Below are 23,710 nucleotides of genomic sequence, written 5' to 3' on the forward strand. Positions count from 1 at the left end.
ATGAACGCCTTCCAGCCCAACGCCGCCGACACCGGCTTCATCCTCCTCGACGTGCTGCGCGCGCCCGAAACGCTCGCAGCCCTGCCCGCCCTGGCCGACAACGCCGACCCCGACCTGATCCGCCAGGTCGCCGAAGAGGCGGGCAAGTTCGTGGGTGAGGTGGTGGCCCCGCTCAATCGCGACGGTGACGAAATCGGGGCCCAGTGGAAGGCGGGTGCCGTGACCATGCCGCCCGGGTTCCGCGACGCCTACCAGGCCTTCTGGCAAGCTGGCTGGCCCGCCTTGTCCTCGGCACCGGAAGACGGCGGGCAGGGCCTGCCCGCTGCGCTGGAGGCCATGCTCTACGAATGGCTGAGCGCGGCCAACCACGGCTGGACCATGGCGCCCGGTCTGTTGCACGGCGCCTACGAGTGCATCAAGCACCACGCGTCCGATGCGCTGAAGGCGCAGTTTCTCGCCAAGGTGGCCACCGGCGAATGGCTGGCCACCATGTGCCTGACCGAACCGCACGCCGGCTCCGACCTCGGCCTGTGCCGCACCAAGGCCGTGCCGCTGGCCAACGACCCCGAGGGCCGCTACGCCCTCAGCGGCACGAAGATCTTCATCTCGGGCGGCGAACACGACCTGACCGACAACATCGTGCACCTGGTGCTCGCGCGCCTGCCCGACGCCCCGCCCGGCCCCAAGGGCCTGTCGCTGTTCCTGGTGCCCAAGTTTTACGCCGACGGCACGCGCAGCGCCGTGGTGTGCGAGCGCATCGAAGAAAAGATGGGCCTGCACGGCAGCCCCACCTGCGTGATGCGTTTCGACGAGGCCGCCGCCTGGATCGTCGGCGAGCCCGGCAAGGGCCTGAACGCCATGTTCGTGATGATGAACGCGGCCCGGCTGCATGTCGGCCTGCAAGGCGTGGGCCTGCTCGAAGCGGCCTGGCAGAAGGCCGACGCCTATTCGAAGGAACGCCGCCAGATGCGCGCCCCAGGCGGCGCCGCCAAGGCTGGCGAGGCGGACCTGATCGAACAGCACCCGGCAATGCGCCGCATCCTCGACGCGCAGCGCGCCTGGATCGATGCCGGCCGTGTGATCGCCTACCGCACCGCGCTGGAGCTCGACGTCATCAAGCACCACAGCGACCCCGCCCGCCAGGCGCGGGCCAACCGCTGGTGCACGCTCGTCACCCCCGTGCTCAAGGCCGCCTGGACCGACCAGGCCTTCCACGGCGCCAGCGCCTGCCTGCAGGTCTTCGGCGGCCACGGTTTCGTGCGCGAATGGGGCATCGAGCAAATCGTGCGCGACTCGCGCGTGGCCATGATCTACGAAGGCACCAATGAGATCCAGGCCATCGACCTGCTGCTGCGCAAAACCCTGCCCGACGGCGGCGGCGCGCTGCAAGCCCTGCTGAAGGACCTGTCGGCCGAACTGCCCGACGGCGACGCCAACTCGGCGCGCGTGCGCGGCGAAATCGACCGCTTCGCCCACTTCGTGCGCGAACAGTTGGTGCCCGCCACCCAGGCCGATGGCGCCGCAGCCGACCTGCCGCACTGGCTGGCCGACGACTTCCTGCGTGCCACGGCCATGCTGCTGATGGCCTGGGGCTGGGCCCGCATCGCTGCCACACCCGGCGCCGACACGCCACGCTGGCAGACGGCCCACCAGGGGTTCTGGCGCTGGGTCTGGCCGGAATTCGACATGCGGCTGTCCATGATGGCGCAGACCCTGGCCAGCGCCTGAGCGGCGGTAACGCCGATGCCACCCGTTATGCTTGCGCCATGACCGCCCCATCCGTTGCCAACACCCTGCGCCGCCCCCGGGGCCCGCGCAAAGCCGCTGTCGCCCCCGAAGCGGTGGTGGCAGAGGCCGGCACCGGTATCGACACGTCCTACCTCGAAACCCTGCTCGGCTACAACGCCCGGCGGGCGGCGCTGGCGGTCATCACCGTGTTCCTGCGCCGCATGGCCCCCTACGGCCTGCGCCCGGTCGACTTTTCGGTGCTCACCCTGATCGCGCACAACCCGGGCATCACCTCGCGCCAGGTCTGTGCGGCGCTGGACATCCTGCCGCCGAATCTGGTCGGCATGATCAAGTCGCTGGACCAGCGTGGCCTGATCGAGCGGCGCCCGCACCCCACCGACCGGCGCGCCCAGGGCCTGCACCTCTCGCCCGCCGGCAAGCGGCTGCAGAAGAACGCGCAACTCACCGCAACCCAGCTCGAATCCGATGTGGGCAGCCGGCTCTCGGACGAAGAGCTCGACACGCTCAAGTCGCTGCTGCGCCGCGTCTACCGCGCCTGAGTCCACGGCCATGCAATCCGGGAAAGCCCGGAGCCTTGGCATTGCCGCCACACACGCCATGTCAACGCAGCTAGCAAAGTGCTAGCGACTGGCGCTGCTTGGTCGTATATTGCATGCAGGCCTGCACCGGAACACAAGAAAGCGGGCCGGACAGGAGACATCCATGCATTCCAAAGACCAGGCGGCCGTGAGCCAGTTGTTCAACCTGCTGGAATCGCGCTATGCCATGCGCGTGATCTGGGCCCTGAGCGACGGGCATCCCCAGACTTTCCGGCTGCTGCAGGACAGTGTGGGCGGCGTCACGCCCAACACCCTCAACACCCGCCTCAAGCAGTTGCGCGCCGCGCGGCTGCTGGACCACGGCGGCGACGGCTACCGCCTCACCTCGCAAGGGGCCGAGCTCGCGCGGCGGCTGGCCGAAGTGCGGCCCTTCGCCCACAAGTGGTCGCAGCAGCAGGCCCGCTCCAGCAGCCCTGCCGTGCACGCGGCCCTGGGTGCCCAGGCCCGCGCCTGACGCCACGCCGGCCGGGCCAAACAGCGCTCAGCGCCCGGGCGTGGGCACCACGGTCTGGCGCTGCTGCCCCAGGCCGGCACCACCCAGCGTGATCACGTCGCCCACCTGCAGGAACACCGGCGGTTTCTGCCCCATGCCCACGCCCGGCGGCGTGCCGGTGGGGATCACGTCGCCCGGCTGCAGGGCCATGAACTGGCTGAGGTAGCTGACGATCCGGGCCACGCCGAAGATCATGGTGCGGGTGCTGCCGGTCTGGCGGCGCTGGCCGTTCACGTCCAGCCACAGGTCCACGGCCTGCGGATCACCCAGTTCATCGGGCGTGACCAGCCAGGGGCCGATGGGACAGTGGGTGGGGTAGCTCTTGCCCTTGGTCCACTGACCTTCGTACTCGATCTGGTAGGCGCGTTCGGACACGTCATTGACCAGGCAGTAGCCCGCCACCACGTCCAGGGCCTCGGCCTCGCTGATCCGGAACGCGGGTTCGCCGATGACCACCCCCAGCTCGACCTCCCAGTCCAGCTTGGTAGAGCCCGGCGCCAGCCACACCTCGTCGGCCGGGCCGCTGATGGCACCGCTGTGCTTGTTGAACACGATGGGCTGGCCCGGCGCTTTCAGGCCGGCCTCGGCCGCGTGGTCCGCGTAGTTGAGCCCGATACACACCACGTTGCCCACCGCCCCCACACAGGCGCCCAGGCGCGTGTCGGTCGGCAACGCCGGCAGCGCGGCCGGGTCCAGCGCGGCCAGACGGCGCATAGAATCGCGTCCCAGCACGGTGCCGGCAATGTCCGGCACCACGCCCGAGAGGTCGCGCAGCGTGCCGCTGGCATCGATCAGACCGGGTTTTTCAGCGCCGCGAAGGCCATGGCGGATCAGTTTCATCGGGTCGTCTCCTGCGGGTTGGGTTCTCAAAAGCCCGCATTGTCGCCCGGCGGGCTGAACGCCTTGCGGCCGCCTCTTGAATTCCGTGCCGATGCCCCCAAGTAGCGCGCACGGGAGGTTGTCGGCCCTTGCCGGCACTCGATCATGTCTGTCTTCAACCGGTGGTTCAAAGCCACCGCACCATCCGAACCGCCCATGAGCCCAGAAAACACGCCAGCCGAGGGAACCACGCCCACCATCGATCCGTCCGCCACCGCGCCCCAGGCCGCGGACAGCGCCGCCGAGCCCCAGGCAGCCATCGGTGAAGCCGATGCGCTGGCCGCGCTGACCAACGAGTTGGCCGACCTGAAGGCGAAGAACGCCGACCTGGCCGACCAGTACCTGCGGGCCAAAGCAGAATCTGAAAACGCCCGCCGCCGCGCCGACGACGAAATCGCCAAGGCCCGCAAGTTCGCGCTGGAGAGCTTTGCCGAAAGCCTGCTGCCCGTGCTCGACAGCCTCGAAGCCGGCCTGGCCGTGCAGGAAGCGACCGTTCAGCAGGTGCGCGAAGGTGCCGAAGCCACGCTCAAGCAGTTGCAAAGCGCGCTGGCGCGCAACAAGGTGGTGGCCATCGCGCCCGAGCAGGGCAGCAAATTCGATCCGCACCAGCACCAGGCCATCAGCATGGTCCCGGCCGACCAGGAAACCAACACGGTCGTCAATGTGCTGCAAAAGGGCTACCTGATCGCCGAGCGCGTGTTGCGCCCAGCCCTGGTCACCGTCGCCGCACCCAAATAAAAAAGGGGCTTTCGTGGCCGGTCCGCACAGACTGCCCACTTGAAATCCCCAGAGTTATCCACACCTCTTCAACAATTCAAACATTCCTTTCGCAGGAGCCACACATCATGGGAAAAATCATCGGCATTGACCTGGGCACGACCAACAGCTGCGTGTCCATCATGGAAGGCAACACCACCAAGGTGATCGAGAACAGCGAAGGTGCACGCACCACGCCCTCGATCGTGGCGTACCAGGAAGACGGCGAGGTGCTGGTCGGCGCATCCGCCAAGCGCCAGGCCGTGACCAACCCGAAGAACACGCTGTACGCGATCAAGCGCCTGATCGGCCGCAAGTTCACCGAAAAGGAAGTGCAGAAGGACATCGACCTGATGCCCTATTCCATCGTGCCCGCCGACAACGGCGACGCCTGGGTGGAAGTGCGCGGCAAGAAGCTGTCGGCCCAGCAGGTCTCGGCCGACATCCTGCGCAAGATGAAGAAGACCGCCGAGGACTACCTGGGCGAGCCCGTCACTGAAGCCGTGATCACGGTGCCGGCCTACTTCAACGACGCCCAGCGCCAGGCCACCAAGGACGCCGGCCGCATCGCCGGCCTGGACGTCAAGCGCATCATCAACGAACCCACTGCCGCGGCCCTGGCCTTCGGCCTGGACAAGAGCGAAAAGGGCGACCGCAAGATCGCCGTGTACGACCTGGGCGGTGGCACCTTCGACGTGTCCATCATCGAGATCGCCGACGTCGATGGCGAGAAGCAGTTCGAAGTGCTGTCGACCAACGGCGACACCTTCCTGGGCGGCGAAGACTTCGACCAACGCATCATCGACTTCATCATCGGCGAGTTCAAGAAGGAACAGGGCGTGGACCTGTCCAAGGACGTGCTGGCCCTGCAGCGCCTGAAGGAAGCCGCCGAAAAGGCCAAGATCGAGCTGTCCAGCTCGGCCGCGACCGACATCAACCTGCCCTACATCACGGCCGATGCCACCGGCCCGAAGCACCTGAACATCAAGCTGACCCGCGCCAAGCTGGAAGCCCTGGTGGAAGAGCTGATCGAGCGCTCCATCGCGCCCTGCCGCACCGCCATCAAGGACGCCGGCATCAGCGTCGGTGACATCGACGACGTGATCCTGGTCGGCGGCCAGACCCGCATGCCCAAGGTGCAGGACAAGGTCAAGGAATTCTTCGGCAAGGAACCGCGCCGTGACGTCAACCCCGACGAAGCCGTGGCCGTCGGCGCCGCCATCCAGGGCCAGGTGCTCTCCGGCGACCGCAAGGACGTGCTGCTGCTGGACGTGACCCCGCTGAGTCTGGGCATCGAGACCATGGGCGGCGTCATGACCAAGATGATCGCCAAGAACACCACGATCCCGACCAAGTTCTCGCAGGTCTTCTCGACCGCCGAGGACAACCAGCCGGCCGTGACCATCAAGGTGTTCCAGGGCGAGCGTGAAATCGCCTCGGGTAACAAGCTGCTGGGCGAGTTCAACCTCGAAGGCATCCCCAGCGCACCGCGCGGCATGCCGCAGATCGAAGTGACCTTCGACATCGACGCCAACGGCATCCTGCACGTGGGCGCCAAGGACAAGGGCACCGGCAAGGAAAACAAGATCACCATCAAGGCGAACTCCGGCCTGTCCGAGGCCGAGATCCAGCAGATGGTCAAGGACGCCGAGCTGAACGCCGCCGAAGACCACAAGAAGGTCGAGCTGGTGCAGGCCCGCAACCAGGCCGAAGCCTCGGTGCACAGTGTCAAGAAGAGCCTGGGCGAACACGGTGACAAGCTCGAGGCGGCCGAGAAGGAGGCCATCGAGTCCGCGGTCAAGGACCTGGAAGAAGCCATCAAGGGCGACGACAAGGCCGCCATCGACGCCAAGACCGAGGCCCTGATGACCGCCAGCCAGAAGCTGGGCGAGAAGGTCTACGCCGCGTCCCAGGCAGAAGCCGCTGCCACGGCGGGTGCCGCCGGTGGTGCCGAACAGGCCAGCGCCGGTGCCTCGTCCAATGCCCAAGACGACGACATCGTGGACGCCGAAGTCAAGGAAGTGAAGAAGGGCTGATCGGCCGCCCCGGCTGACCAACCACCGCCGCGTCGGGGCAACCTGACGCGGCGTTCGCGCTCAATCGCAACCCCCTCACGCACCACGCAAGACGACCATGGCCAAACGCGACTTTTACGAAGTGCTGGGCGTGCCCAAGAACGCCTCCGACGACGAGATCAAGAAGGCCTACCGCAAGCTGGCGATGAAGTACCACCCGGACCGCAACCAGGGTGATGCCGCCAAGGAGGCCGAAGAGAAATTCAAGGAGGTCAAAGAGGCCTACGAGATGCTGTCGGACCCGCAGAAGAAAGCGGCGTACGACCAGTACGGCCACGCCGGCGTCGACCCGAACATGCGCGGCCCCGGCGGACCCGGTGCCGAAGGTTTTGCCGGTTTCGGCGAAGCCTTTGGCGACATCTTCGGGGACATCTTCGGCGGCTCCCGCCGGGGCGGCGGTGGGCGCCAGGTCTACCGCGGCGCCGACCTCTCCTACGCGATGGAAATTTCGCTTGAGGAAGCCGCCCAGGGCAAGGAAACGCAGATCCGCATCCCCTCCTGGGAAGACTGCGAAACCTGCAGCGGCAGCGGCGCCAAGCCCGGCACCAGCGCCAAGACCTGCTCCACCTGCCACGGACAAGGCGTCGTGCAGATGCGCCAGGGCTTCTTCAGCGTGCAACAGACCTGCCCGCACTGCCACGGCAGCGGCAAGATCATTCCCGACCCCTGCGGCACCTGCCACGGCCAGGGCAAGATCAAGAAGCAGAAGACGCTGGAGATCAAGATCCCCGCGGGTATCGACGACGGCCAGCGCATCCGCTCCACCGGTAACGGCGAACCGGGCCAGAACGGCGGCCCGGCCGGCGACCTCTACATCGAGATCCGCCTGCGCAAGCACGAGATCTTCGAACGCGAGGGCGATGACCTGCACTGCCAGGTGCCGGTGAGCATGACCACAGCGGCCCTGGGCGGCGAGATCGATGTGCCCACGCTGCAAGGCAAAGCCACCATCGACCTGCCCGAAGGCACCCAGAGCGGCAAGACCTTCCGCCTGCGCGGCAAGGGCGTCAAGGGCGTGCGCAGCAGCTACCCCGGCGACCTGTACTGCCACGTGGCGGTGGAAACGCCGGTGAAGCTGACCGAACACCAGCGCAAGCTGCTCAAGGAACTGGACGAATCGTTCAAGAAAGGTGGCCACAAGCACAGCCCGAACGACAAAGGCTGGTTCGAGAAGGCCAAGGATTTCTTCTCCTGACCACCTCGCCAGCGCAGCCCCTGGCCGGCTCGCTGGCAACCTCTTGAAACCAAGGGTTTTCCCTTGGTTTTTTTACGCCTTCAGACGGCCCGTGCCAATATCGGCGGCCCCCTTCTGGGCTGTCCAGCAGCCGCCTGAACGTGAACACCCCTGCCTCCTCCGGCTCCTCGTCTTCTTCATTCCGCAGCGGCTGGGCCATCGTGGCGATGGCTCTCGGCGCTTTCGCCATCGGCACCGGTGAGTTCGTCATCATGGGCCTCTTGCCCGAAGTGGCGCAGAACATCGGGGTCACCATCCCCCAGGCCGGCCACGTGATCAGCGCCTATGCGATGGGCGTCGTGTTCGGAGCGCCCGTGCTGGCCGTGGCCGCAGCCACCTGGGAACGGCGGACCCTTCTGATGGCCCTGATGCTGGTCTTTGCCCTGGGCAACTTCGCCAGTGCCGCGGCACCTGGTTATGTGTCGCTCAACCTGCTGCGTTTCGTGGCGGGTATGCCGCATGGCACCTATTTCGGTGTGGCCGCCCTCGTGGCGGCCTCGCTGGCTCCTCCGGGGCAGAGAGCCCGTGCGGTGGGCCTCGTGATGACCGGCCTGACCGTGGCCACGCTGGCAGGCGTGCCGCTCGCCACCTGGCTCGGCCAGCACTTCGGCTGGCGCAGCGCTTTCGTCCTGGTCGGCGCGATCGCCCTGCTGGCGGCGGTGATGGTCCGGCAAGCGCTGCCCGTGCTGCCCGCTCCACCAGGCGCCAGCCCGATACGCGAGCTGGGTGCGCTGCGCAACAAACAGGTGTGGCTGACCCTGGGCATCGGCGCCATCGGTTTTGGCGGCCTGTTTTCGGTGTTCAGCTATGTCAAACCGACCATGCTCGAAGTGGCTGGCATGCCATTGAATGGCATCCCCATCGTGCTGGCCCTGTTTGGCGTGGGCATGGTGGCGGGCAACGTGCTGGGCTCCAGGCTGGCTGATCGCGCCTTGATGCCCACCGCTGGCGGCATGCTGGTGTGGGCCATCGCCGTCCTCGTGGCCTACACCTTCACAGCACGCCACCCCGTGGCGGGCGCCATCAACGTGCTCCTGATCGGCACGATTGTGGCCATCGGCCCCGCCTTGCAGATCCGTTTGATGGATGTGGCTGGCGATGCGCAGGTGCTGGCCGCCGCCCTGCACCACTCGGCCTTCAACGTCGCCAACGCTCTGGGCGCCTGGCTCGGGGGCCTGGCCATCAGCGCCGGCCTCGGCTGGACATCCACCGGCTGGGTCGGAGCAGCACTGTCAGCGGGCGGACTGGCCATCTTCTTCTGGGCTGTGGTGGATGCAAAAGGTCGCCATGCCATGGCAACGGCGCCCGGCCCGGTTCGGGTCTCCGGTGGCCATTGAGCCCGGACAAAGCCCGTTGCGCGCGGGATGGGTGACAGGTCTGATTCAGCCTGCGAAAAATTGGTTCGCTGCGGCGACCGCTGCAGCGTCGGACCGCACCGCCTCCGGCGCCCCACCCTTCCCCCACAGCACGCCGGCCATGGACATGTCGAGGAACCTGGCGCACAGCGCGGTCGAATCGATCATGGGTTGCGCCTTCGCGCGCTCGCCGTTGGTGGTGATGAGCCACAGGCGCTTGCCGCTCATCTGTGCCTTGAAGTCCAGCCCCGGCACGCGCAGCCAGGCGCTCCAGTGATCCAGGTAGGCCTTGAGCGTGGACGGAAAACTGAACCAGTAGACGGGGGCGACGAAGACAAGATCGGTGCAGGCCAGGGTCTGGTCCAGCAACTGGCGCATCACGCTGCCGGTTTCGGGCAGGGGGTAGCTGCCGGCGGTGTGGCGCTGGTCGACGAACTCGGGCATGCCGGCGCGTGCCAGGTGCACCCAGGTCTGGGCGGCGTCTACAGGCAGATGGGCTGCGGCCTGGCGCGCGAGCCATTCGGTATTGCCCATGTGACCGGGTTCGCGGGTGGAGGCAACGAGGAACAGGTGGTGCGGTGTGGGCATGGTGGCTTGGACGGTGTCGTGAGTGCAAAGGAATCCAGATGCCAGCATAGCCCGGCCAGTTCCCAAGCCAGGCTGTCAGGCCATCAGCTCCGCCGGAAAGAGAATGGCACCCGCAGCCTAAGCCGAGTAGGCTGCCCCGCCTTCGTGATCGGCTCAAAACGCCACTGTTTCACCGCGTCGGTCAGCAACTGGGCCAGCACCGGGTTGTCATCGGGCCGCGCAGTGGCCGAACCCACGGTGCCATCGCTCTCGATGACGACAGCGACCAGGACATCCCCCTGATGCTCTCGGGCAATCCAATTCGGGTAATCCGGCGCAATCACCTTGATCGGCACCAGCGGCCGGTCCAGACCCGCCGACCCATGGCGTACCGCCTCCTCCGCCAGGAAACGGTCAGCAGCCATATAGGAGCGCCATTCCTCGGCGCCCACGAAGCGGTACCCGGTGCCCAGCGAGCGGCAGGCACCCAGACTCAACGCCATGGCGCAGAACGCGACCACCCTGAGCAACGAGAACCCCTTACCCGGCACACGGTGGTGCGCCGCAACCGGCGCGTCAGGCCGCATCGGCCTGGCCTTCTTCAACCTGCAGTTCGTTGTCTTTGGCAAAGTTCATGACGAAGTCCCAGGCCATGGGCTCGGCGTCACGCAGGTCGCGGTGGACGATGACGACCTTCACCCCATCGAGCACGGTGGGCACGCACCAGGGCGAATAGGCGATGTGCCCTCCCAGGGCGGCCTTGGTGCCGCCGGGACGAAACTGGCTCATCACCCCGGCCAGGCGTTCGGCCCAGTCGGAGGGCCGGAACGTGCGCCCGCTGCGGGTGACGCCCTTGATGAACACCTGTTTCGCTGAGGGGTGGGCCATGGGGTGAGAAGCCTTCGGGTAGAGGGCGCGTGTGGGTCGGTTTCCGACAGGCAACCAAGGGATGAAAGGTCGTTGCGGATGGCAGAATTCTATCTTATATAAGACTTGACCCCGGGTTTTCCCGAGCCCACTGCAGCCCCGTCATGCCGGTGTCAAGCCAGTATGGCATGGTCATCCTGGCGCTGGGGCCACACCGGCCAACGGGCATGACAGCGATGCGATAACAGCAATGATCGTGCCCGGCGCTGCGCCTAAAATCGCCTTTCAACGGCTCAACCTGCGTTGAGCCGCTTTGTTTTTGGCCCTTCCTTCCGGAGATCTTTCCATGAACGCCGCCGTGTCCACCGCCCCCGCATCCCCCCACGTGATGAACACCTACGGTCGCCTGCCGATCGCGATGTCGCATGGGCGCGGCCTGCGTGTATGGGATGTCAACGGCAAGGAATACCTGGACGCGCTGGCCGGTATCGCCGTCAACACCCTGGGCCATGGCCACCCGCGCCTGGTCAAGGCGCTGCAGGACCAGATCGCCAACATGATCCACTGCTGCAACTACTACCACGTGCCCGGCCAGGAAGCGCTGGCCCAGATGCTGGTGGAGCGCTCGGGCATGAGCAACGTGTTTTTCTGCTCCACCGGTCTGGAAGCCAACGAAGCCGCGCTGAAGCTGGCGCGCAAGTACGGGCACGACAAGGGCATCGAGCGCCCGGAAATCGTCGTCTACGAAAAGGCCTTCCATGGCCGCTCCATCGCCACGCTCAGCGCCACCGGCAACCCCAAGGTGCAGGCCGGCTTCGGCCCCCTGGTGGAAGGTTTCGTCCGCGTGCCGGCCAACGACATCGCCGCTTTGAAGAAGGCCACGGAAGGCAATCCGAACGTGGTGGCCGTGTTCTTCGAGACCATCCAGGGCGAAGGCGGCATCAACCCGATGCGCGTCGAGTACCTGCAGCAACTGCGCCAGCTGTGCGATCAGCGCGACTGGCTGATGATGATCGACGAAGTGCAGTGCGGCATGGGCCGCACCGGCAAGTGGTTTGCGCACCAGTGGGCCGGGATCGTGCCCGACGTGATGCCGCTGGCCAAGGGTCTGGGCTCGGGCGTGCCGATCGGCGCGGTGGTCGCGGGCCCCAAGGCGGCGAACATCTTCCAGCCCGGCAACCACGGCACCACCTTCGGCGGCAACCCGCTGGCCATGCGCGCGGGCGTGGAGACCATCCGTATCATGGAAGACGAGGAGTTGCTGGCCAATGCAGCCCGTGTCGGCCAGCATCTGCTGACCCGCCTGAGCACCGCCCTGCTGGGCAAGCCGGGCGTGAAGGAAGTGCGCGGCCAGGGCCTGATGATCGGCATCGAGCTGACCAAGCCTTGCGGCGTGATCACGCAGCGCGCGGCCGACGCCGGTCTGCTGCTGTCGGTCACCGCCGACAACGTGATCCGTCTGGTGCCGGCGCTGATCATCAGCATGGCCGAAGCCGACGAAATCCTCGGCAAGCTGCTGCCCCTCATCGACGCCTTCCTCGCGGAATAAAGCCCCGGGCCGCAGCGGCCCGGTGAAGCCGGCGCCGTGCGGGCATTTCGCCCGGTGCCGCTCCCACCCCTGATCGACGAGTCCTCGCCATGCCCATCCGCCACTACCTGCAGTTCAAGGATTTCAGCGCCGACGAATACGGCTATCTGTTGCGCCGCGCCGCGTTCATCAAGGCCAAGTTCAAGGCCGTGGAGAAGTACCAGCCCTTTGCCGACCCGGACCGCACGCTGGCCATGATCTTCGAGAAGGCCAGCACGCGCACCCGCGTGAGCTTCGAGGCCGGCATGTACCAGATGGGCGGCTCGGTGGTGCACCTGACCACCGGCGACAGCCAGCTGGGTCGCGCCGAACCCATTGAAGACAGCGCCCGCGTGATCAGCCGCATGGTCGACATCGTGATGATCCGCACCTTCGGACAGGACAAGATCGAGAAGTTCGCCGAGTACTCGCGCGTGCCCGTCATCAACGGCCTGACCAACGAATTCCACCCCTGCCAGATCCTGGCCGACCTGTTCACCCTGGTCGAATACCGCCCGGCCGCCAGCGGCAACCCGCTCGACGCCCTCCAAGGCAAGGTGGTCGCCTGGGTCGGCGACGGCAACAACATGGCCAACACCTGGCTGCAGGCGGCCGAACTGCTGGGCTTCACCGTGCACGTGAGCACGCCCAGCGGCTACGAAGTCGACACGAAGCTCGCCGGCATCGGCAACCCGGCTTGCTACAAGGTCTTCAGCGACCCCAAGGAAGCCTGCCGCGGCGCCGACCTGGTGACCACCGACGTGTGGACCAGCATGGGCTACGAGGCCGAAAACGAAGTCCGCCGCGCGGCGTTCAAGCAGTGGTGCGTGGACGAGGCCATGATGGCCGTGGCCCAGCCCGACGCGCTGTTCATGCACTGCCTGCCCGCCCACCGCGGCGAGGAAGTGACCGCCGAGGTCATCGACGGCGCGCAGAGCGTGGTCTGGGACGAGGCCGAGAACCGCATGCACGTGCAGAAGGCGCTGATGGAATACCTGCTGCTGGGCCGCCTGGCCTGATGGCATCCGGCGGGTTGCATGGAGCTGATGAACCGCCTGCTGCCCGAGTGGCAATTCGGTGAGCGGCATGCGCTGGTGCTGGACGGCGTCTCGCCCGCGCAGGCCTACGCCAGCATCGTGCCCGGCCTGAGCGCTGAAGACCCGCTGATCGCCCGCGCCATAGCGCTGCGCGAAGTGCCTGGCCGCCTGCTTCGGGCGCTGGGCCTTTCCCGCAACGCCCTGCCCGCCCAGCCCTTCGGCTTCCACAGCTTTCAGTGGCTCGGCGAAACACCGGGACGCGAGGTCGCGTTCGGCCTGGCCGGCCGCTTCTGGCAACTGGACTACGGCCTGCTCCCCTTGGCCGATGCCGCCGCGTTCATGGCCCTGACCGACCAGCCGCGGCTGGTGCTGACCGTTGGCGTGCAACCGCTGGCAGCGCACCGCTGCCAGCTGGTGACCCACACCCGCGTGCACTGCCCCAGTGCTCTGCAACGGCGTCGTTTTGCGCCCTACTGGTACGCCATCCGTCCGGTCAGCGGCCTCATTCGCCAGCGCCTGCTCCGGCGCATCGCCGCGCTGGCCCACGCTGCACAGCCGTGAGCGCCTGCACCACCTGCGGCGCCTGCTGCGCCAGCTTCCGCGTCGACTTCTCGGTTTTCGAGACGCAGTCCGAAGGCGGCACGGTGCCCGACGGCCTGTGGGTGCCGGTGACCGAGGGCACGGTGCGCCTGCGGGGCACCGACCACGTGCGTCCGCGCTGCGCGGCGCTCTCTGGCAAGGTCGGCGAAAAGGCCACTTGCGGCATCTACGAGTGGCGCCCCAACCCCTGCCGCGAATTTGAGGAAGGCAGCGACGCCTGCGCTTCCGCACGGCGCCGCCACGGGCTGGCGCCGCTGACAGACGCCTCCCCTTTCTTCTGACCATGCAAGCCCTGCTCGATGCCATTGCCCGGGCCACGCCCGGCCCCGACGCCCAACGCCTCTTCCACGGCCGCGGCGGCCTGTTCCCTGGCTGCGAGGACTGGGCGCTGGACTGGTTCGCGCCGGTCTGGCTGCTGACCAAGTTCGGCGAGGCGACGGACGAAGAGACGCAACGCATCGCCGAGGCGCTCGCCGCGCGGCAGGCGCAACTCGCACCGGAGCTGCCGCTGAACTGGGTGTTCCAGCGCCGCCAGCCCGACGGCCCGGTCAGCCGCCCGGTCACCACCCTGATGGCCGGCACGGTGCCCGAACCGCACACCGTCACCGAAGACGGCGCGCGTTACCGCGTGCAGGTGCAACGCGGCCAGAACCACGGTCTGTTCCTCGACATGGCCGAAGGCCGGCGCTGGGTGCGCGCCCACGCGCAAAACGCCAAGGTGTTGAACCTGTTTGCCTACACCTGCGCCTTTTCTGTCGCCGCGTTGCAAGGCGGTGCGCGGGAGGTCATCAACATCGACATGGCCCAGGGCGCGCTGGCCACCGGCCAGCAGAACCACCCGCTCAACGGGTTCACCAGTGGCGCCAAATTTCTCGCCCACGACCTGTTCAGCTCCTGGGGCAAGGTCACGCGCATGGGGCCTTACGACCTCGTGGTGGCCGACCCGCCGAGCTACCAGAAGGGCAGCTTCGTGGCCAACAAGGACTGGCCCCGCCTGCTGCGCCGCCTGCCGGACCTGCTCAAGCCCGGCGGCCGGGCCCTGCTCTGTCTGAACGCACCCGAAATCCCCGAGGCGTTCCTGCATGAACACCTGGCGGCCCAAGCCCCCGAGCTGCTGATCGAGCAGCGCCTGCCCAACCCGCCCGCGTTCGCCGACGCTTCGCCCGACCGCGCGCTCAAGGTGCTGGTGGTGCGCCTGCCGCCGCTCGCACCGGCTCAGTGACAGCCGCCGCGGTGGCCGCAGCCCTGACAAGCCCCACAAGCGGGCGATGACGCCGGTGCCGGCGGGTTCGCCAACGACCGCCGCGCGCGCCAGCGCCGCCAGGCCGGGTACAGCAGGTACCCCAGCGCGGCCACGACGCACACCCCCACCACCAGGCCCTGCGCGCTCATGCCGCGCCCCAGGCCAGCGCCAGCCGGTAGGTGAGCCACGACGCGCCGTACGCCAAGGCGAACAGATACACGGCAACGACCGCGGCGTGGCGCCAGCCGCCCGCCTCGCGCCGGATCGCAGCCAGCGTGGCCACGCACTGCGGCGCATAGACAAACCACACCAGCAGCGACAGCGCCGTCGCCAATGACCACTGGCTGCCGATCAGCCCACCCAGCGCGTCGGCGACCTGGTCGCCGCTGGCGCTGAGGGCGTAAACCGTCCCGAGCGCGGCCACCACCACCTCGCGCGCCGCCATGGCCGGAATCAGCGCCACCACGATGCGCCAGTCGAAACCAAGCGGCGCGAACAGCGGCGCCAGCAGGTGCCCCAGCCGCCCGGCCCAGCTCACTTCGATGGGCGCCCCGGTGAAGCCAGCGGGCGGCGCCGGGTAGCTCGACAGGAACCAGAGCAGCACCATCAGCGCCAGGATGACGCCCCCCACCCGCCGCAGGAAGATCGTGGTGCGCTCCCACAGGCCGCGCGCGATGTTGCGCAGATGGGGCAGGCGGTAAGCCGGCAGTTCCATGAGCAGGGGCGTGCGGGCACCGCCCCCCGTGCGCCGCGAGACGGCGAAGGCCACACCCATCGCGCTCAGGATGCCCAGTGCGTAAAGGCCGAACAGCACCACCCCCTGCAGGTTGAACACGCCGGCCACGCTGCGCCGGGGCACGAAGGCCCCGATCAGCAGCGCGTACACCGGCAGCCGCGCCGAGCAGGTCATCAGCGGCGCCACCAGGATGGTGAGCCAGCGGTCGCGCCAGTGCCCGATGGTGCGCGTGGCCATGACGCCCGGCACCGCGCAGGCAAAGCTCGACAGCAGCGGGATGAACGAGCGGCCCGAAAGCCCCACGGTGCCCATCAGCCGGTCCATCAGGAAGGCCGCGCGCGGCAGATAGCCCGAGTCTTCGAGCACGAAGATGAACAGAAACAGGATGAGGATCTGCGGCAGAAATACCAGCACGCCCCCGACGCCGGCGATCACGCCGTCGACCAGCAGGCTGCGCAGCGGCCCGTCGGCCAGGCGCGTGCCCACCCATTCGCCCAGTGCCGCCATGCCGGTGTCCAGCGCCTCCATGGGCCAGGCAGCCCAGGCAAACACCGCCTGGAACATGAGAAAAAGCAGCGCCGCGAGCCCCACATAGCCCCAGACCGGATGCAGCACCCAGCGGTCGACCCGGTCGCTCAGCGCCCAGCGCTGCACCGGGGTGTGCACCGCATCGGCCAGCAGCGCACGCACCTGGCGGTGCAGTTCGGCCGGATCGGGGATCTGATCGGCCACTCCTTCGGGGTGCGGCGCCACCGCGTGAGCCAGCACATCGTCAATCTGCGCCAGCAGGGCCTGGGCGCCGTGCCGCTGCACCCCCACGGCCGTGACGACGGGCAGGCCCAGACGCTCGGCCAGGCGGGCGGTGTCGATGCGCACGCCCTGCGCCGCAGCCACGTCGGCCATGTTGAGCACCAGCAGCATCGGCAGCCCCAGCGCGCGCGCTTCCAGCACCAGCCGCAGATGCAACTGCAGATGGGTGGCGTCGACCACGCACACCAGCAGATCGGGCGGCGCCTCGCCCGCCAGGCGACCGGTGAGCAGATCGCGGGTCACCGCTTCGTCCTGGCTCAGGGGCGCCAAGCTGTAGGTGCCGGGCAGATCGATCACCTGGGCGCGGCGGCCGGCCGGGGTGGTCAGCCACCCGGTCTTGCGCTCGACGGTGACGCCGGCGTAGTTGGCCACTTTCTGGCGCGCGCCGGTCAGCCGGTTGAACAGGGCGGTCTTGCCGCAGTTGGGCTGGCCCAGCAAGGCCAGGCGGGGAACGGGGGTATCCATGGTCAGCCCTGCGACGAAGGCACGGGCCGCACCCGCAGCAGGGCGGCTTCGTGCGCCCGCAGGGCAAAAGTGGCCTGCCCCACGCGCACCGCCACCGGACCGCCCCGGAGCCAGCCACGCGAGACCACCCGCAAGGTCTCCCCAGGAAGGCACCCGACCTCGGCCAGACGGCGCAGGGTGCCCGCCTGCGTGCCGTCGGGGTCGGCCGCCAGGCGCACCAGCACGGCCGGCTGGTGCAGCGGCCAGGTATCAAGACCGGTGTCGCTCACCGGCCCGGGGCTCGCCTGGGCCAGGGGCGCCGGCAGCACCAGCGAGGCATCGGTCATGGGGCATCTCCGGAAAAGGAAAAACCGCACTGTAGAGAATGCGATGACTTCTCATTTGCGCCACATCAAGGAAATTCCAACGGGGGCCGGTGCCGGCCCATGCCCTCGCCAGCCGTGTGCCCGGGCCTACCCCGGCGGTATCGGCAAAGGCCCCACCGCACCCTTGAATTCCTGTAACGAGAAATAGGTGTGCACATGCCGCACGCGCGGCAGGCGGTGCAGCTTGTTCTGCAGCAGCGCGGAATACGCCCCCAGATCGGACGCGACGACCACGAGGATGAAGTCCTGCGGCCCCGAGATGCCGTGAAACAGCACCACTTCGGGGATCGCCATCACCGCCTGCTCGAACTCCACCGAACTGGCTTCGTTCTGGTGGTCGATGGTGACCATCACGAACGCCATCACGCCATAACCCAACCCCTGGCGGCTCAGGCGCGCGTGGTAACCCTGGATGAGCCCGCTGTCTTCCAGCCGGCGCACGCGCCGCCAGCTCGGCGACTGCGACAGGTGCGCCACGTCGGCCAGCTCGCCCGAGGTCAGGCGGGCGTTGTCCTGCAGGGCCTGCATCAGCCGGAGATCGGTGGCATCGCGCTCAACGGGCATAAGTTTTCCGTTTCAAGTTGATTTTTGAATGAAATTATTCTTTTTTTGAAGAAATGGCAAATAGAACTTACCGCTATCGGGCGGGCTTTCTAGAATTTGCGCACTTTCCGATTCTTCGACCTCGACACCATGACGCAGCCTGTCTCTTCCCTGTTCAGCCACGTGCCCGCCTACGGGGGCGACCCTATCCTCAGCCTGATGGAAGACTTCCAGAAGGATCCGCGCACCGACAAGGTGAGCCTGAGCATCGGCCTGTACTTCGACGAAGAGGGTCGCCTGCCGGTGCTCGAATCGGTGCGCCGGGCCGAAACCGCGCTGGCCCAGGCCATCGGGCCACGTTCCTACCTGCCGATGGAAGGGGCGGCCGACTACCGTGCGGCGGTGCAGAAACTGGTGTTTGGCGCGGCGCACGAAGCGGTGGCCAGCGGCCGCATCGCCACCATCCAGTCGCTCGGCGGCTCGGGCGCGCTCAAGGTCGGTGCCGACTTCATCCGCCGCTACTTCCCCGAAGCCGGCGTGTGGGTCAGCGACCCGACCTGGGAAAACCACCACGCGCTGTTCGAAGGCGCGGGTTTTGCCGTCCGCACCTACCCCTACTACGACGCCGCCACCGGCCAGCTCGACGTCGACGCGATGCTGGCCAGCCTGCGCGGCCTGCCGCGCGGCAGCGTGGTGCTGCTGCACGCCAGCTGCCACAACCCCACCGGCGTGGACCTCACGCGCGGGCAGTGGCAGCAACTGATTCCGGTGCTGATCGAAGGCGGCCTGATCCCCTTCATCGACATGGCCTACCAGGGCTTCGGCGACGGCCTCGATGACGATGCCTGGGCCGTGCGCGCCCTGGCCGATGCCGGCGCCCAGTTCTTCGTGGCCAACTCGTTCTCCAAGAACTTCTCGCTCTACGGCGAGCGCTGCGGCGGCCTGAGCGTGGTCTGCAGCGATGCGGCAGCGGCCCAGACCGTGCTGGGCCAGCTCAAGGCCACCGTGCGGCGCAACTACTCGTCGCCGCCCACCTATGGCGAACGGGTCATCACCACCGTGCTGCAGTCCGGCGAGTTGCGCACCCTGTGGGAGCAGGAGCTGGCCGCCATGCGCGAGCGCATCAAGGACATGCGCACCCGCCTGCATGCGGTGCTGCAGGCCCGCTTTGGCGATCAGCGCGACTTTGGCTACTTCCTGACCCAGCGCGGCATGTTCAGCTACACCGGCCTGAACGAGGTCCAGGTCGACACGCTGCGCGAGCAGCACGGTGTGTACCTCGTGCGCTCGGGCCGGATGTGCATGTCGGGCCTGTCGCGCCGCAACGTCGAGCGCGTGGCCGAGGCCATGGCCGCGGTGATGAACTGAGAGCACCCGGCCCAGGCTGGCATCGGATATGCAAGGAATCTGCCCATGAAAGAAGTGATCGACGTCGGCCTGCCGCCCCTCAAGCAGCCGTTCTCCTGGGCCGTGAAATCGGCCGGCATGCTGTTCACCGCCCACGGCCCCGTGCGCAGCGACGGCAGCATTGACACCGGCCCGATCGAAGAGCAGGCCCGCCTGACCTTCGCCAACCTGCAGCGCGCGGTGCAGGCCGCGGGCGGCACACTGGCCGACGTCACGCAGGTGCTGATCTACATGACGGACGTGCAGGACATGCCCGCCATCGACGCCGTGTACCGCGAATTCTTCGAAGCGCCCTGGCCCAACCGGTCGAGCGCGGCCGTCGCCGGCCTGGTGGTACCGGGCATGAAGATCGAGATCGTGGCCTACGCCATGATTCCCGCGCCCCATGCCTGAGGCCGCCCGCACGATCTGGGACATCTCGCCGCCGGTGCACGCCGGCAGCCCGGTGTTTCCCGGAGACACCCCCTACAGCCAGACCTGGGGCGCCACCATCGGCCCGGGCTGCCCGGTGAACGTGAGCGCGATCACGCTCTCGCCGCACGTCGGCGCCCACGCCGATGCCCCGCTGCACTACGACGCCGACGGTGCGCCCGTGGGGGCGCTTGCACTGGCTCCGTTCCTGGGCCCGTGCCGCGTGATCCACGCCATCGGCTGCGGTGCGCTGATCGCATGGCAGCACATCGCCCACGCCATCGACACCCGCCCTGCGGCGCTGCCACCGCGTGTGCTGGTGCGCACCTGTGCACGCATGCCGGTCGACCGGTGGGACGACGCGCTGACCGCCTACGCGCCCGAGACCGTGGAGCGCCTGGCCGACCTGGGCGTGTTGCTGATCGGCATCGACACCGCCAGCATCGATCCGGCCAGCAGCAAACAGCTGCCCAGCCACCAGGTGATCCGCCGCCGGGGCCTGCGCGTACTCGAAAACCTCGTGCTCGACGACGTGCCCGAGGGCGACTACGAACTCATCGCCCTGCCCCTGAAGCTCACCACCGCCGACGCCAGCCCGGTGCGCGCCGTGCTGCGCGCCCTTTCCTGACCCCCGACCGCCATGACCACGCCCGAACACATCGTCCAAGAAGAAAAGGCGCAGCTCGATTTCAGCCGCGACATGAGCTACGGCGACTACCTGCAGCTCGACGCCATCCTCGAAGCGCAGAAACCCCTGTCGCCCGCGCACGACGAACTGCTCTTCATCGTGCAGCACCAGACCAGCGAACTGTGGATGAAGCTCATGCTGCACGAGCTCACCGCCGCCATCCGCCACATCGCCACGGACGACCTCAACCCGGCATTCAAACAGCTGGCACGGGTCAGCCGCATCATGGAACAGCTGGTGCACGCCTGGGACGTGCTGGCCACCATGACGCCGCCCGAGTACAGCGCCATCCGCCCCTATCTGGGCCGCTCCAGCGGCTTCCAGAGCTTCCAGTACCGCTGCATCGAATTCAGCCTGGGCAACAAAAACGCCGCCATGCTCAAGCCGCACGAGCACAGCGCCGAACGCCTGGCCCGCGTGCAGACGGCTTACGAGGCCCCCTCTCTGTACGACGAATGCCTGCGCCTGCTGGCACGGCGCGGCATCGCGGTGCCGGCGAGCCACACGCAGCGCGACTGGACCCAGCCTTACGCCGACGACGATGGTGTGGAACAGGCCTGGCTGCAGGTCTACCGCGACCCCAAGGCGCACTGGGACCTGTACCAATTGGCTGAAGAACTCACCGACCTCGAAGACGCCTTCCGCCTCTGGCGCTTCCGCCACCTGACCACGGTCGAGCGGGTCATCGGCTTCAAGCGCGGCACCGGTGGCACGGGCGGCGTGAGCTACCTGCGCAAGATGCTCGACGTGGTGCTGTTCCCCGAGATCTGGCGGCTGCGCACCGCACTCTGACTCCCGGCAGGCGACGACAGCCGATGAGCCCCCGGCAACTGCGCTACTTCGTCGCCATCGCCCGCTCGGGCAGCATCAGCCAGGCCGCGGCCGCGCTGCACATCGCCCAGCCCTCGCTGAGCCAGCACATGGCGGCCATCGAGGAGGAACTGGGCGTTCCCCTGCTCAAACGCCACGCCCGGGGGGTCACCCTCACCCCCGCCGGGCAGCGCCTGTTCGACCGTGCCAGCGCCATCCTGCGCCAGCTCGACCACCTGCCCGACGAGGTCGCGGCGGTGCAGGGCCTGCCCCGGGGCGAAGTCAGGCTGGGCATGGACGGCTCCATCGCCGCTGTGGTGATCGCGCCGCTGTACCGGGCCATGGAAGCCCGCTATCCCGACGTGCGGGTGTTTGTCGTCACCGGCCTGTCGCACCAGATGCGCCAGGTGGTCGAGGCCCGCAGCGTCGACCTGGCCCTGATGCCCAACGCCTTCGAGCTGCCGAGCCTGCTGAGCGAGCCGGTCTACGAAGAGCACTTCTGCCTCTTCGGCGCCCGCGGCAGCTTTGCCCGCGGCCAGCGGCGCATCCGCTTCGACGACATCGGCGACCGCCCGCTGGTCGCGGCCGATCGCCACCACGACCAGCGCAAACTCATCGAGCGCGTGGCCAACGCCCGCAAACGCAGCCTGAACGTGCGTTACGAGGTCAACGACGCCGACCTCACCCGCGCCCTGGTGCGCGGCGGCCTGGCCCAGGCCGTGCTGCCCTGCAACGCGTTCGCCGCCGCCGACGGGCGCCACGGTGTGCAGTCGCTGGACATCACCGACCCGCCGCTCAACCGCATCCAGTCCATTGCCTGGCCCGCCGGCACGCCGCTCACCCCGGCCGCCGACGCGACGCGCCAGTGTCTGCACGACACCATTTCCGACCTCATCGAACGGCGCGTGCTCCAGGGAAGGCTGCCCCGGATCGACAGGCATAGGTCCGAGCCTATGGATTGAAAGAGCAGATGGTATTGGTGCTCGTGACCAGGCACTTTCATACTGCGCTTCACACCCTGGTCACAGATCCATGCCTGTCCTGAACCCTGAATTCCTGGCCGCCCTGACCGACGCCGTCGGTCCCGAAGGTCTTTCCTTGGGCAACGCCATCCCGGAACGCCACCATGCCGACTGGAGCGGCACCCCGCCCCAGGCGCCGCTGGCGCTGCTGCGTCCGGCCAGCACGGCCCAGGTGTCGGCGGTGCTGCGCGCCTGCCACGCCCACCGGGTGCCGGTGGTGCCCCAGGGCGGCCTCACCGGCCTGGCGGGCGCCGCCGTGCCTTCGGCCGGGGCCGTGGCCCTGTCGCTGGACCGCATGAACGCGATCGAAGCGGTCCATGCCGACGCCCGCACCCTCACCGTGCAGGCCGGCGCCACCCTGCAGGCGGCGCAGGAAGCGGCCCAGGAAGCCGGCTGCCTGCTGGGCGTCGACCTGGGCGCCCGCGGCTCGTGCCAGATCGGCGGCACCTTGTCGACCAATGCCGGCGGCAATGGCGTGGTGCAGTTCGGCATGATGCGCGAGCAGACCCTGGGCCTGGAAGTGGTGCTGGCCGATGGCACGGTGCTGGACATGATGCGCCCGCTGGTCAAGAACAACACCGGCTACGACCTCAAGCAGCACTTCATCGGGGCCGAGGGCACGCTGGGCGTCATCACACGCGCGCTGCTGCGCCTGCATCCCGCCCCCCGGGCGCGCGCCACCGCGCTCGCGGCCGTGGCCGACTGCGACAGCGCCCTGCGCCTGCTGCGCCGGCTGCAGACACACTGCCCCGGCGGTGTGGCCGCTTTCGAACTGATGTGGCAGGACTTCCTCGACCACGCGCTGCGCTGGACGCGGACCCCGGCGCCGTTGGCGCAGAGCCACCCCTTGCTGGTGCTCACCGATCTGAGCGGCAACGACGAGCCCGCCCTGACCGAAGCGCTCGAAGCCGTGCTCGGCCAGGCGCTGGAAGAAGGCCTGGTCCGCGATGCCGTGATCGCACAGTCCCGCGCCCAGGCAGCCAGCCTGTGGCGCCTGCGGGAGGTCACGGCCGAATTCCCGACCCACCTCGCGCCCATCAACTTCGACATCAGCCTGCCACTCGACCAGTTGGGCCGCTTCGCCGACCGCTGCGTGGACGCCCTGAGCGAACGCTGGCCCGGGCAGCGCTCGCTGCGCTTCGGCCACCTCGGCGACGGCAACCTGCACCTGAGCACCGACGCCCGATCGCTCGGTGGCCTGGGCTTCGACGAGGCCGAGCAGGCGGTCGAGGCCATCGTCTACGCCCTGGTCGCGCAGGCCGGTGGCAGCATCTCGGCCGAACACGGCATTGGCCTGCACAAAAAGCCCTTCCTGCACGCCAGCCGCAGCCCCGCCGAACTGGCGGTCATGCGCGCGATCAAGCAGGCCCTCGACCCGCTGCACCTGCTCAACCCGGGCAAGGTGTTCGACCCGGCCTGAACCCGTTTCCCT

The 23,710-nt window shown here is 68.1% G+C and carries 25 protein-coding genes; 18 read left to right on the plus strand and 7 right to left on the minus strand.

The annotated features are described in order from the left end of the window. From L0977_RS04370 to L0977_RS04380, 3 genes are all read left to right on the plus strand, one after another. The gene (locus L0977_RS04370) at window positions 1–1,728 is read left to right on the plus strand and encodes an acyl-CoA dehydrogenase family protein (protein ID WP_234263544.1); all 1,728 of its coding nucleotides are present in this window, start codon (window positions 1–3) and stop codon (window positions 1,726–1,728) included. A 38-nt stretch (window positions 1,729–1,766) separates the two neighbouring features. Then, window positions 1,767–2,288 carry a MarR family winged helix-turn-helix transcriptional regulator gene (locus L0977_RS04375; RefSeq protein WP_234263545.1) on the plus strand — a complete coding sequence of 174 codons (522 nt, stop codon included), beginning with the start codon at window positions 1,767–1,769 and terminating at the stop codon, window positions 2,286–2,288. Window positions 2,289–2,451: 163 nt separating this feature from the next. Further along, the gene (locus L0977_RS04380) at window positions 2,452–2,802 is read left to right on the plus strand and encodes a winged helix-turn-helix transcriptional regulator (RefSeq protein ID WP_234263547.1); all 351 of its coding nucleotides are present in this window, start codon (window positions 2,452–2,454) and stop codon (window positions 2,800–2,802) included. A 27-nt stretch (window positions 2,803–2,829) separates the two neighbouring features. Here the strand turns inward: L0977_RS04380 and L0977_RS04385 are convergent, their stop codons facing one another. Next, the gene (locus L0977_RS04385; RefSeq protein WP_234263548.1) at window positions 2,830–3,681 is read right to left on the minus strand and encodes a fumarylacetoacetate hydrolase family protein; all 852 of its coding nucleotides are present in this window, start codon (window positions 3,679–3,681) and stop codon (window positions 2,830–2,832) included. 195 nt (window positions 3,682–3,876) lie between these two features. Between L0977_RS04385 and grpE the strand changes: the two genes are divergently transcribed. From grpE to L0977_RS04405, 4 genes are all read left to right on the plus strand, one after another. Further along, a complete protein-coding gene (gene grpE / locus L0977_RS04390) occupies window positions 3,877–4,458 on the plus strand; it encodes a nucleotide exchange factor GrpE (RefSeq protein ID WP_234263549.1) in 582 nt (193 codons plus the stop codon). A gap of 74 nt (window positions 4,459–4,532) precedes the next feature. After that, on the plus strand, window positions 4,533–6,512 hold the full coding sequence (gene dnaK, locus L0977_RS04395; RefSeq protein WP_326491047.1) for a molecular chaperone DnaK: 1,980 nt from the start codon (window positions 4,533–4,535) through the stop codon (window positions 6,510–6,512). A gap of 97 nt (window positions 6,513–6,609) precedes the next feature. Continuing rightward, entirely contained in the window at window positions 6,610–7,746 is a 1,137-nt protein-coding gene (gene dnaJ, locus L0977_RS04400) for a molecular chaperone DnaJ (RefSeq protein ID WP_234263551.1), read from the plus strand. A gap of 134 nt (window positions 7,747–7,880) precedes the next feature. Further along, window positions 7,881–9,122 carry an MFS transporter gene (locus L0977_RS04405; protein ID WP_267966339.1) on the plus strand — a complete coding sequence of 414 codons (1,242 nt, stop codon included), beginning with the start codon at window positions 7,881–7,883 and terminating at the stop codon, window positions 9,120–9,122. A gap of 45 nt (window positions 9,123–9,167) precedes the next feature. Here the strand turns inward: L0977_RS04405 and L0977_RS04410 are convergent, their stop codons facing one another. The 3 genes from L0977_RS04410 to L0977_RS04420 form a co-directional block, all read right to left on the minus strand. After that, a complete protein-coding gene (locus tag L0977_RS04410) occupies window positions 9,168–9,728 on the minus strand; it encodes an NAD(P)H-dependent oxidoreductase (RefSeq protein ID WP_234263553.1) in 561 nt (186 codons plus the stop codon). A gap of 83 nt (window positions 9,729–9,811) precedes the next feature. Further along, window positions 9,812–10,210 carry an energy transducer TonB gene (locus tag L0977_RS04415; protein WP_234263555.1) on the minus strand — a complete coding sequence of 133 codons (399 nt, stop codon included), beginning with the start codon at window positions 10,208–10,210 and terminating at the stop codon, window positions 9,812–9,814. A gap of 73 nt (window positions 10,211–10,283) precedes the next feature. Continuing rightward, entirely contained in the window at window positions 10,284–10,595 is a 312-nt protein-coding gene (locus L0977_RS04420) for a DUF3579 domain-containing protein (protein WP_234263557.1), read from the minus strand. Window positions 10,596–10,920: 325 nt separating this feature from the next. Between L0977_RS04420 and L0977_RS04425 the strand changes: the two genes are divergently transcribed. From L0977_RS04425 to L0977_RS04445, 5 genes are all read left to right on the plus strand, one after another. Continuing rightward, the gene (locus tag L0977_RS04425) at window positions 10,921–12,123 is read left to right on the plus strand and encodes an aspartate aminotransferase family protein (protein WP_234263558.1); all 1,203 of its coding nucleotides are present in this window, start codon (window positions 10,921–10,923) and stop codon (window positions 12,121–12,123) included. An 89-nt stretch (window positions 12,124–12,212) separates the two neighbouring features. After that, window positions 12,213–13,160, plus strand: coding sequence for an ornithine carbamoyltransferase (gene argF / locus L0977_RS04430; RefSeq protein WP_234263559.1), 948 nt, complete (start codon window positions 12,213–12,215; stop codon window positions 13,158–13,160). 18 nt (window positions 13,161–13,178) lie between these two features. Then, the gene (locus L0977_RS04435) at window positions 13,179–13,739 is read left to right on the plus strand and encodes a hypothetical protein (RefSeq protein ID WP_234263560.1); all 561 of its coding nucleotides are present in this window, start codon (window positions 13,179–13,181) and stop codon (window positions 13,737–13,739) included. Then, window positions 13,736–14,059, plus strand: coding sequence for a YkgJ family cysteine cluster protein (locus L0977_RS04440; protein ID WP_234263561.1), 324 nt, complete (start codon window positions 13,736–13,738; stop codon window positions 14,057–14,059). Before L0977_RS04435 ends, L0977_RS04440 begins: the two co-directional genes overlap by 4 nt. A gap of 2 nt (window positions 14,060–14,061) precedes the next feature. Next, window positions 14,062–15,000, plus strand: a complete 939-nt coding sequence (locus L0977_RS04445) for a class I SAM-dependent methyltransferase (RefSeq protein WP_234263562.1) — start codon at window positions 14,062–14,064, stop codon at window positions 14,998–15,000. Window positions 15,001–15,166: 166 nt separating this feature from the next. On the opposite strand, the gene feoB is transcribed toward L0977_RS04445, so the two are convergent. The 3 genes from feoB to L0977_RS04460 all read right to left on the minus strand — a co-directional run bounded on the left by feoB (window position 15,167) and on the right by L0977_RS04460 (window position 17,961). Next, window positions 15,167–17,032 (minus strand): ferrous iron transport protein B, encoded by a 1,866-nt coding sequence (feoB, locus tag L0977_RS04450; RefSeq protein WP_234263563.1) that lies wholly within the window; start codon window positions 17,030–17,032, stop codon window positions 15,167–15,169. Window positions 17,033–17,034: 2 nt separating this feature from the next. After that, entirely contained in the window at window positions 17,035–17,358 is a 324-nt protein-coding gene (locus L0977_RS04455) for a FeoA family protein (protein ID WP_234263564.1), read from the minus strand. A 126-nt stretch (window positions 17,359–17,484) separates the two neighbouring features. Continuing rightward, entirely contained in the window at window positions 17,485–17,961 is a 477-nt protein-coding gene (locus L0977_RS04460) for an Lrp/AsnC family transcriptional regulator (RefSeq protein ID WP_234263566.1), read from the minus strand. Window positions 17,962–18,111: 150 nt separating this feature from the next. Between L0977_RS04460 and L0977_RS04465 the strand changes: the two genes are divergently transcribed. The 6 genes from L0977_RS04465 (at window position 18,112) to L0977_RS04490 (ending at window position 23,698) form a co-directional block, all read left to right on the plus strand. Then, window positions 18,112–19,308, plus strand: coding sequence for an amino acid aminotransferase (locus L0977_RS04465; protein WP_234263639.1), 1,197 nt, complete (start codon window positions 18,112–18,114; stop codon window positions 19,306–19,308). A 45-nt stretch (window positions 19,309–19,353) separates the two neighbouring features. Continuing rightward, window positions 19,354–19,740, plus strand: coding sequence for a RidA family protein (locus L0977_RS04470; protein ID WP_234263568.1), 387 nt, complete (start codon window positions 19,354–19,356; stop codon window positions 19,738–19,740). Further along, complete coding sequence (gene kynB, locus L0977_RS04475; protein WP_234263569.1) at window positions 19,733–20,386, plus strand: arylformamidase; 654 nt, start codon at window positions 19,733–19,735, stop codon at window positions 20,384–20,386. The genes L0977_RS04470 and kynB overlap by 8 nt, the downstream gene beginning before the upstream one ends. 12 nt (window positions 20,387–20,398) lie before the next feature. Then, on the plus strand, window positions 20,399–21,238 hold the full coding sequence (gene kynA / locus L0977_RS04480; RefSeq protein WP_234263571.1) for a tryptophan 2,3-dioxygenase: 840 nt from the start codon (window positions 20,399–20,401) through the stop codon (window positions 21,236–21,238). A gap of 23 nt (window positions 21,239–21,261) precedes the next feature. Continuing rightward, window positions 21,262–22,218, plus strand: a complete 957-nt coding sequence (locus L0977_RS04485) for a LysR family transcriptional regulator (protein ID WP_234263573.1) — start codon at window positions 21,262–21,264, stop codon at window positions 22,216–22,218. Window positions 22,219–22,288: 70 nt separating this feature from the next. After that, window positions 22,289–23,698, plus strand: coding sequence for an FAD-binding oxidoreductase (locus L0977_RS04490; protein WP_234263575.1), 1,410 nt, complete (start codon window positions 22,289–22,291; stop codon window positions 23,696–23,698). Window positions 23,699–23,710: the final 12 nt, after the last annotated feature.

The organism is Hydrogenophaga sp. NFH-34, assembly GCF_021401345.1.
In the GTDB taxonomy this organism is placed as follows: domain Bacteria; phylum Pseudomonadota; class Gammaproteobacteria; order Burkholderiales; family Burkholderiaceae_C; genus Hydrogenophaga; species Hydrogenophaga electricum.

Excerpts from the sequence above, each read along its gene's own strand:
- L0977_RS04370 (WP_234263544.1), top strand. The coding sequence starts at position 1 with ATGAACGCCTTCCAGCCCAACGCCGCCGACACCGGCTTCATCCTCCTC.
- L0977_RS04375 (WP_234263545.1), top strand. The coding sequence starts at position 1,767 with ATGACCGCCCCATCCGTTGCCAACACCCTGCGCCGCCCCCGGGGCCCG.
- L0977_RS04380 (WP_234263547.1), top strand. The coding sequence starts at position 2,452 with ATGCATTCCAAAGACCAGGCGGCCGTGAGCCAGTTGTTCAACCTGCTG.
- L0977_RS04385 (WP_234263548.1), bottom strand. The coding sequence starts at position 3,681 with ATGAAACTGATCCGCCATGGCCTTCGCGGCGCTGAAAAACCCGGTCTG.
- grpE (WP_234263549.1), top strand. The coding sequence starts at position 3,877 with ATGAGCCCAGAAAACACGCCAGCCGAGGGAACCACGCCCACCATCGAT.
- dnaJ (WP_234263551.1), top strand. The coding sequence starts at position 6,610 with ATGGCCAAACGCGACTTTTACGAAGTGCTGGGCGTGCCCAAGAACGCC.
- L0977_RS04410 (WP_234263553.1), bottom strand. The coding sequence starts at position 9,728 with ATGCCCACACCGCACCACCTGTTCCTCGTTGCCTCCACCCGCGAACCC.
- L0977_RS04415 (WP_234263555.1), bottom strand. The coding sequence starts at position 10,210 with ATGGCGTTGAGTCTGGGTGCCTGCCGCTCGCTGGGCACCGGGTACCGC.
- L0977_RS04420 (WP_234263557.1), bottom strand. The coding sequence starts at position 10,595 with ATGGCCCACCCCTCAGCGAAACAGGTGTTCATCAAGGGCGTCACCCGC.
- L0977_RS04425 (WP_234263558.1), top strand. The coding sequence starts at position 10,921 with ATGAACGCCGCCGTGTCCACCGCCCCCGCATCCCCCCACGTGATGAAC.
- argF (WP_234263559.1), top strand. The coding sequence starts at position 12,213 with ATGCCCATCCGCCACTACCTGCAGTTCAAGGATTTCAGCGCCGACGAA.
- L0977_RS04435 (WP_234263560.1), top strand. The coding sequence starts at position 13,179 with ATGGAGCTGATGAACCGCCTGCTGCCCGAGTGGCAATTCGGTGAGCGG.
- L0977_RS04445 (WP_234263562.1), top strand. The coding sequence starts at position 14,062 with ATGCAAGCCCTGCTCGATGCCATTGCCCGGGCCACGCCCGGCCCCGAC.
- feoB (WP_234263563.1), bottom strand. The coding sequence starts at position 17,032 with ATGGATACCCCCGTTCCCCGCCTGGCCTTGCTGGGCCAGCCCAACTGC.
- L0977_RS04455 (WP_234263564.1), bottom strand. The coding sequence starts at position 17,358 with ATGACCGATGCCTCGCTGGTGCTGCCGGCGCCCCTGGCCCAGGCGAGC.
- L0977_RS04460 (WP_234263566.1), bottom strand. The coding sequence starts at position 17,961 with ATGCCCGTTGAGCGCGATGCCACCGATCTCCGGCTGATGCAGGCCCTG.
- L0977_RS04470 (WP_234263568.1), top strand. The coding sequence starts at position 19,354 with ATGAAAGAAGTGATCGACGTCGGCCTGCCGCCCCTCAAGCAGCCGTTC.
- kynB (WP_234263569.1), top strand. The coding sequence starts at position 19,733 with ATGCCTGAGGCCGCCCGCACGATCTGGGACATCTCGCCGCCGGTGCAC.
- kynA (WP_234263571.1), top strand. The coding sequence starts at position 20,399 with ATGACCACGCCCGAACACATCGTCCAAGAAGAAAAGGCGCAGCTCGAT.
- L0977_RS04485 (WP_234263573.1), top strand. The coding sequence starts at position 21,262 with ATGAGCCCCCGGCAACTGCGCTACTTCGTCGCCATCGCCCGCTCGGGC.
- L0977_RS04490 (WP_234263575.1), top strand. The coding sequence starts at position 22,289 with ATGCCTGTCCTGAACCCTGAATTCCTGGCCGCCCTGACCGACGCCGTC.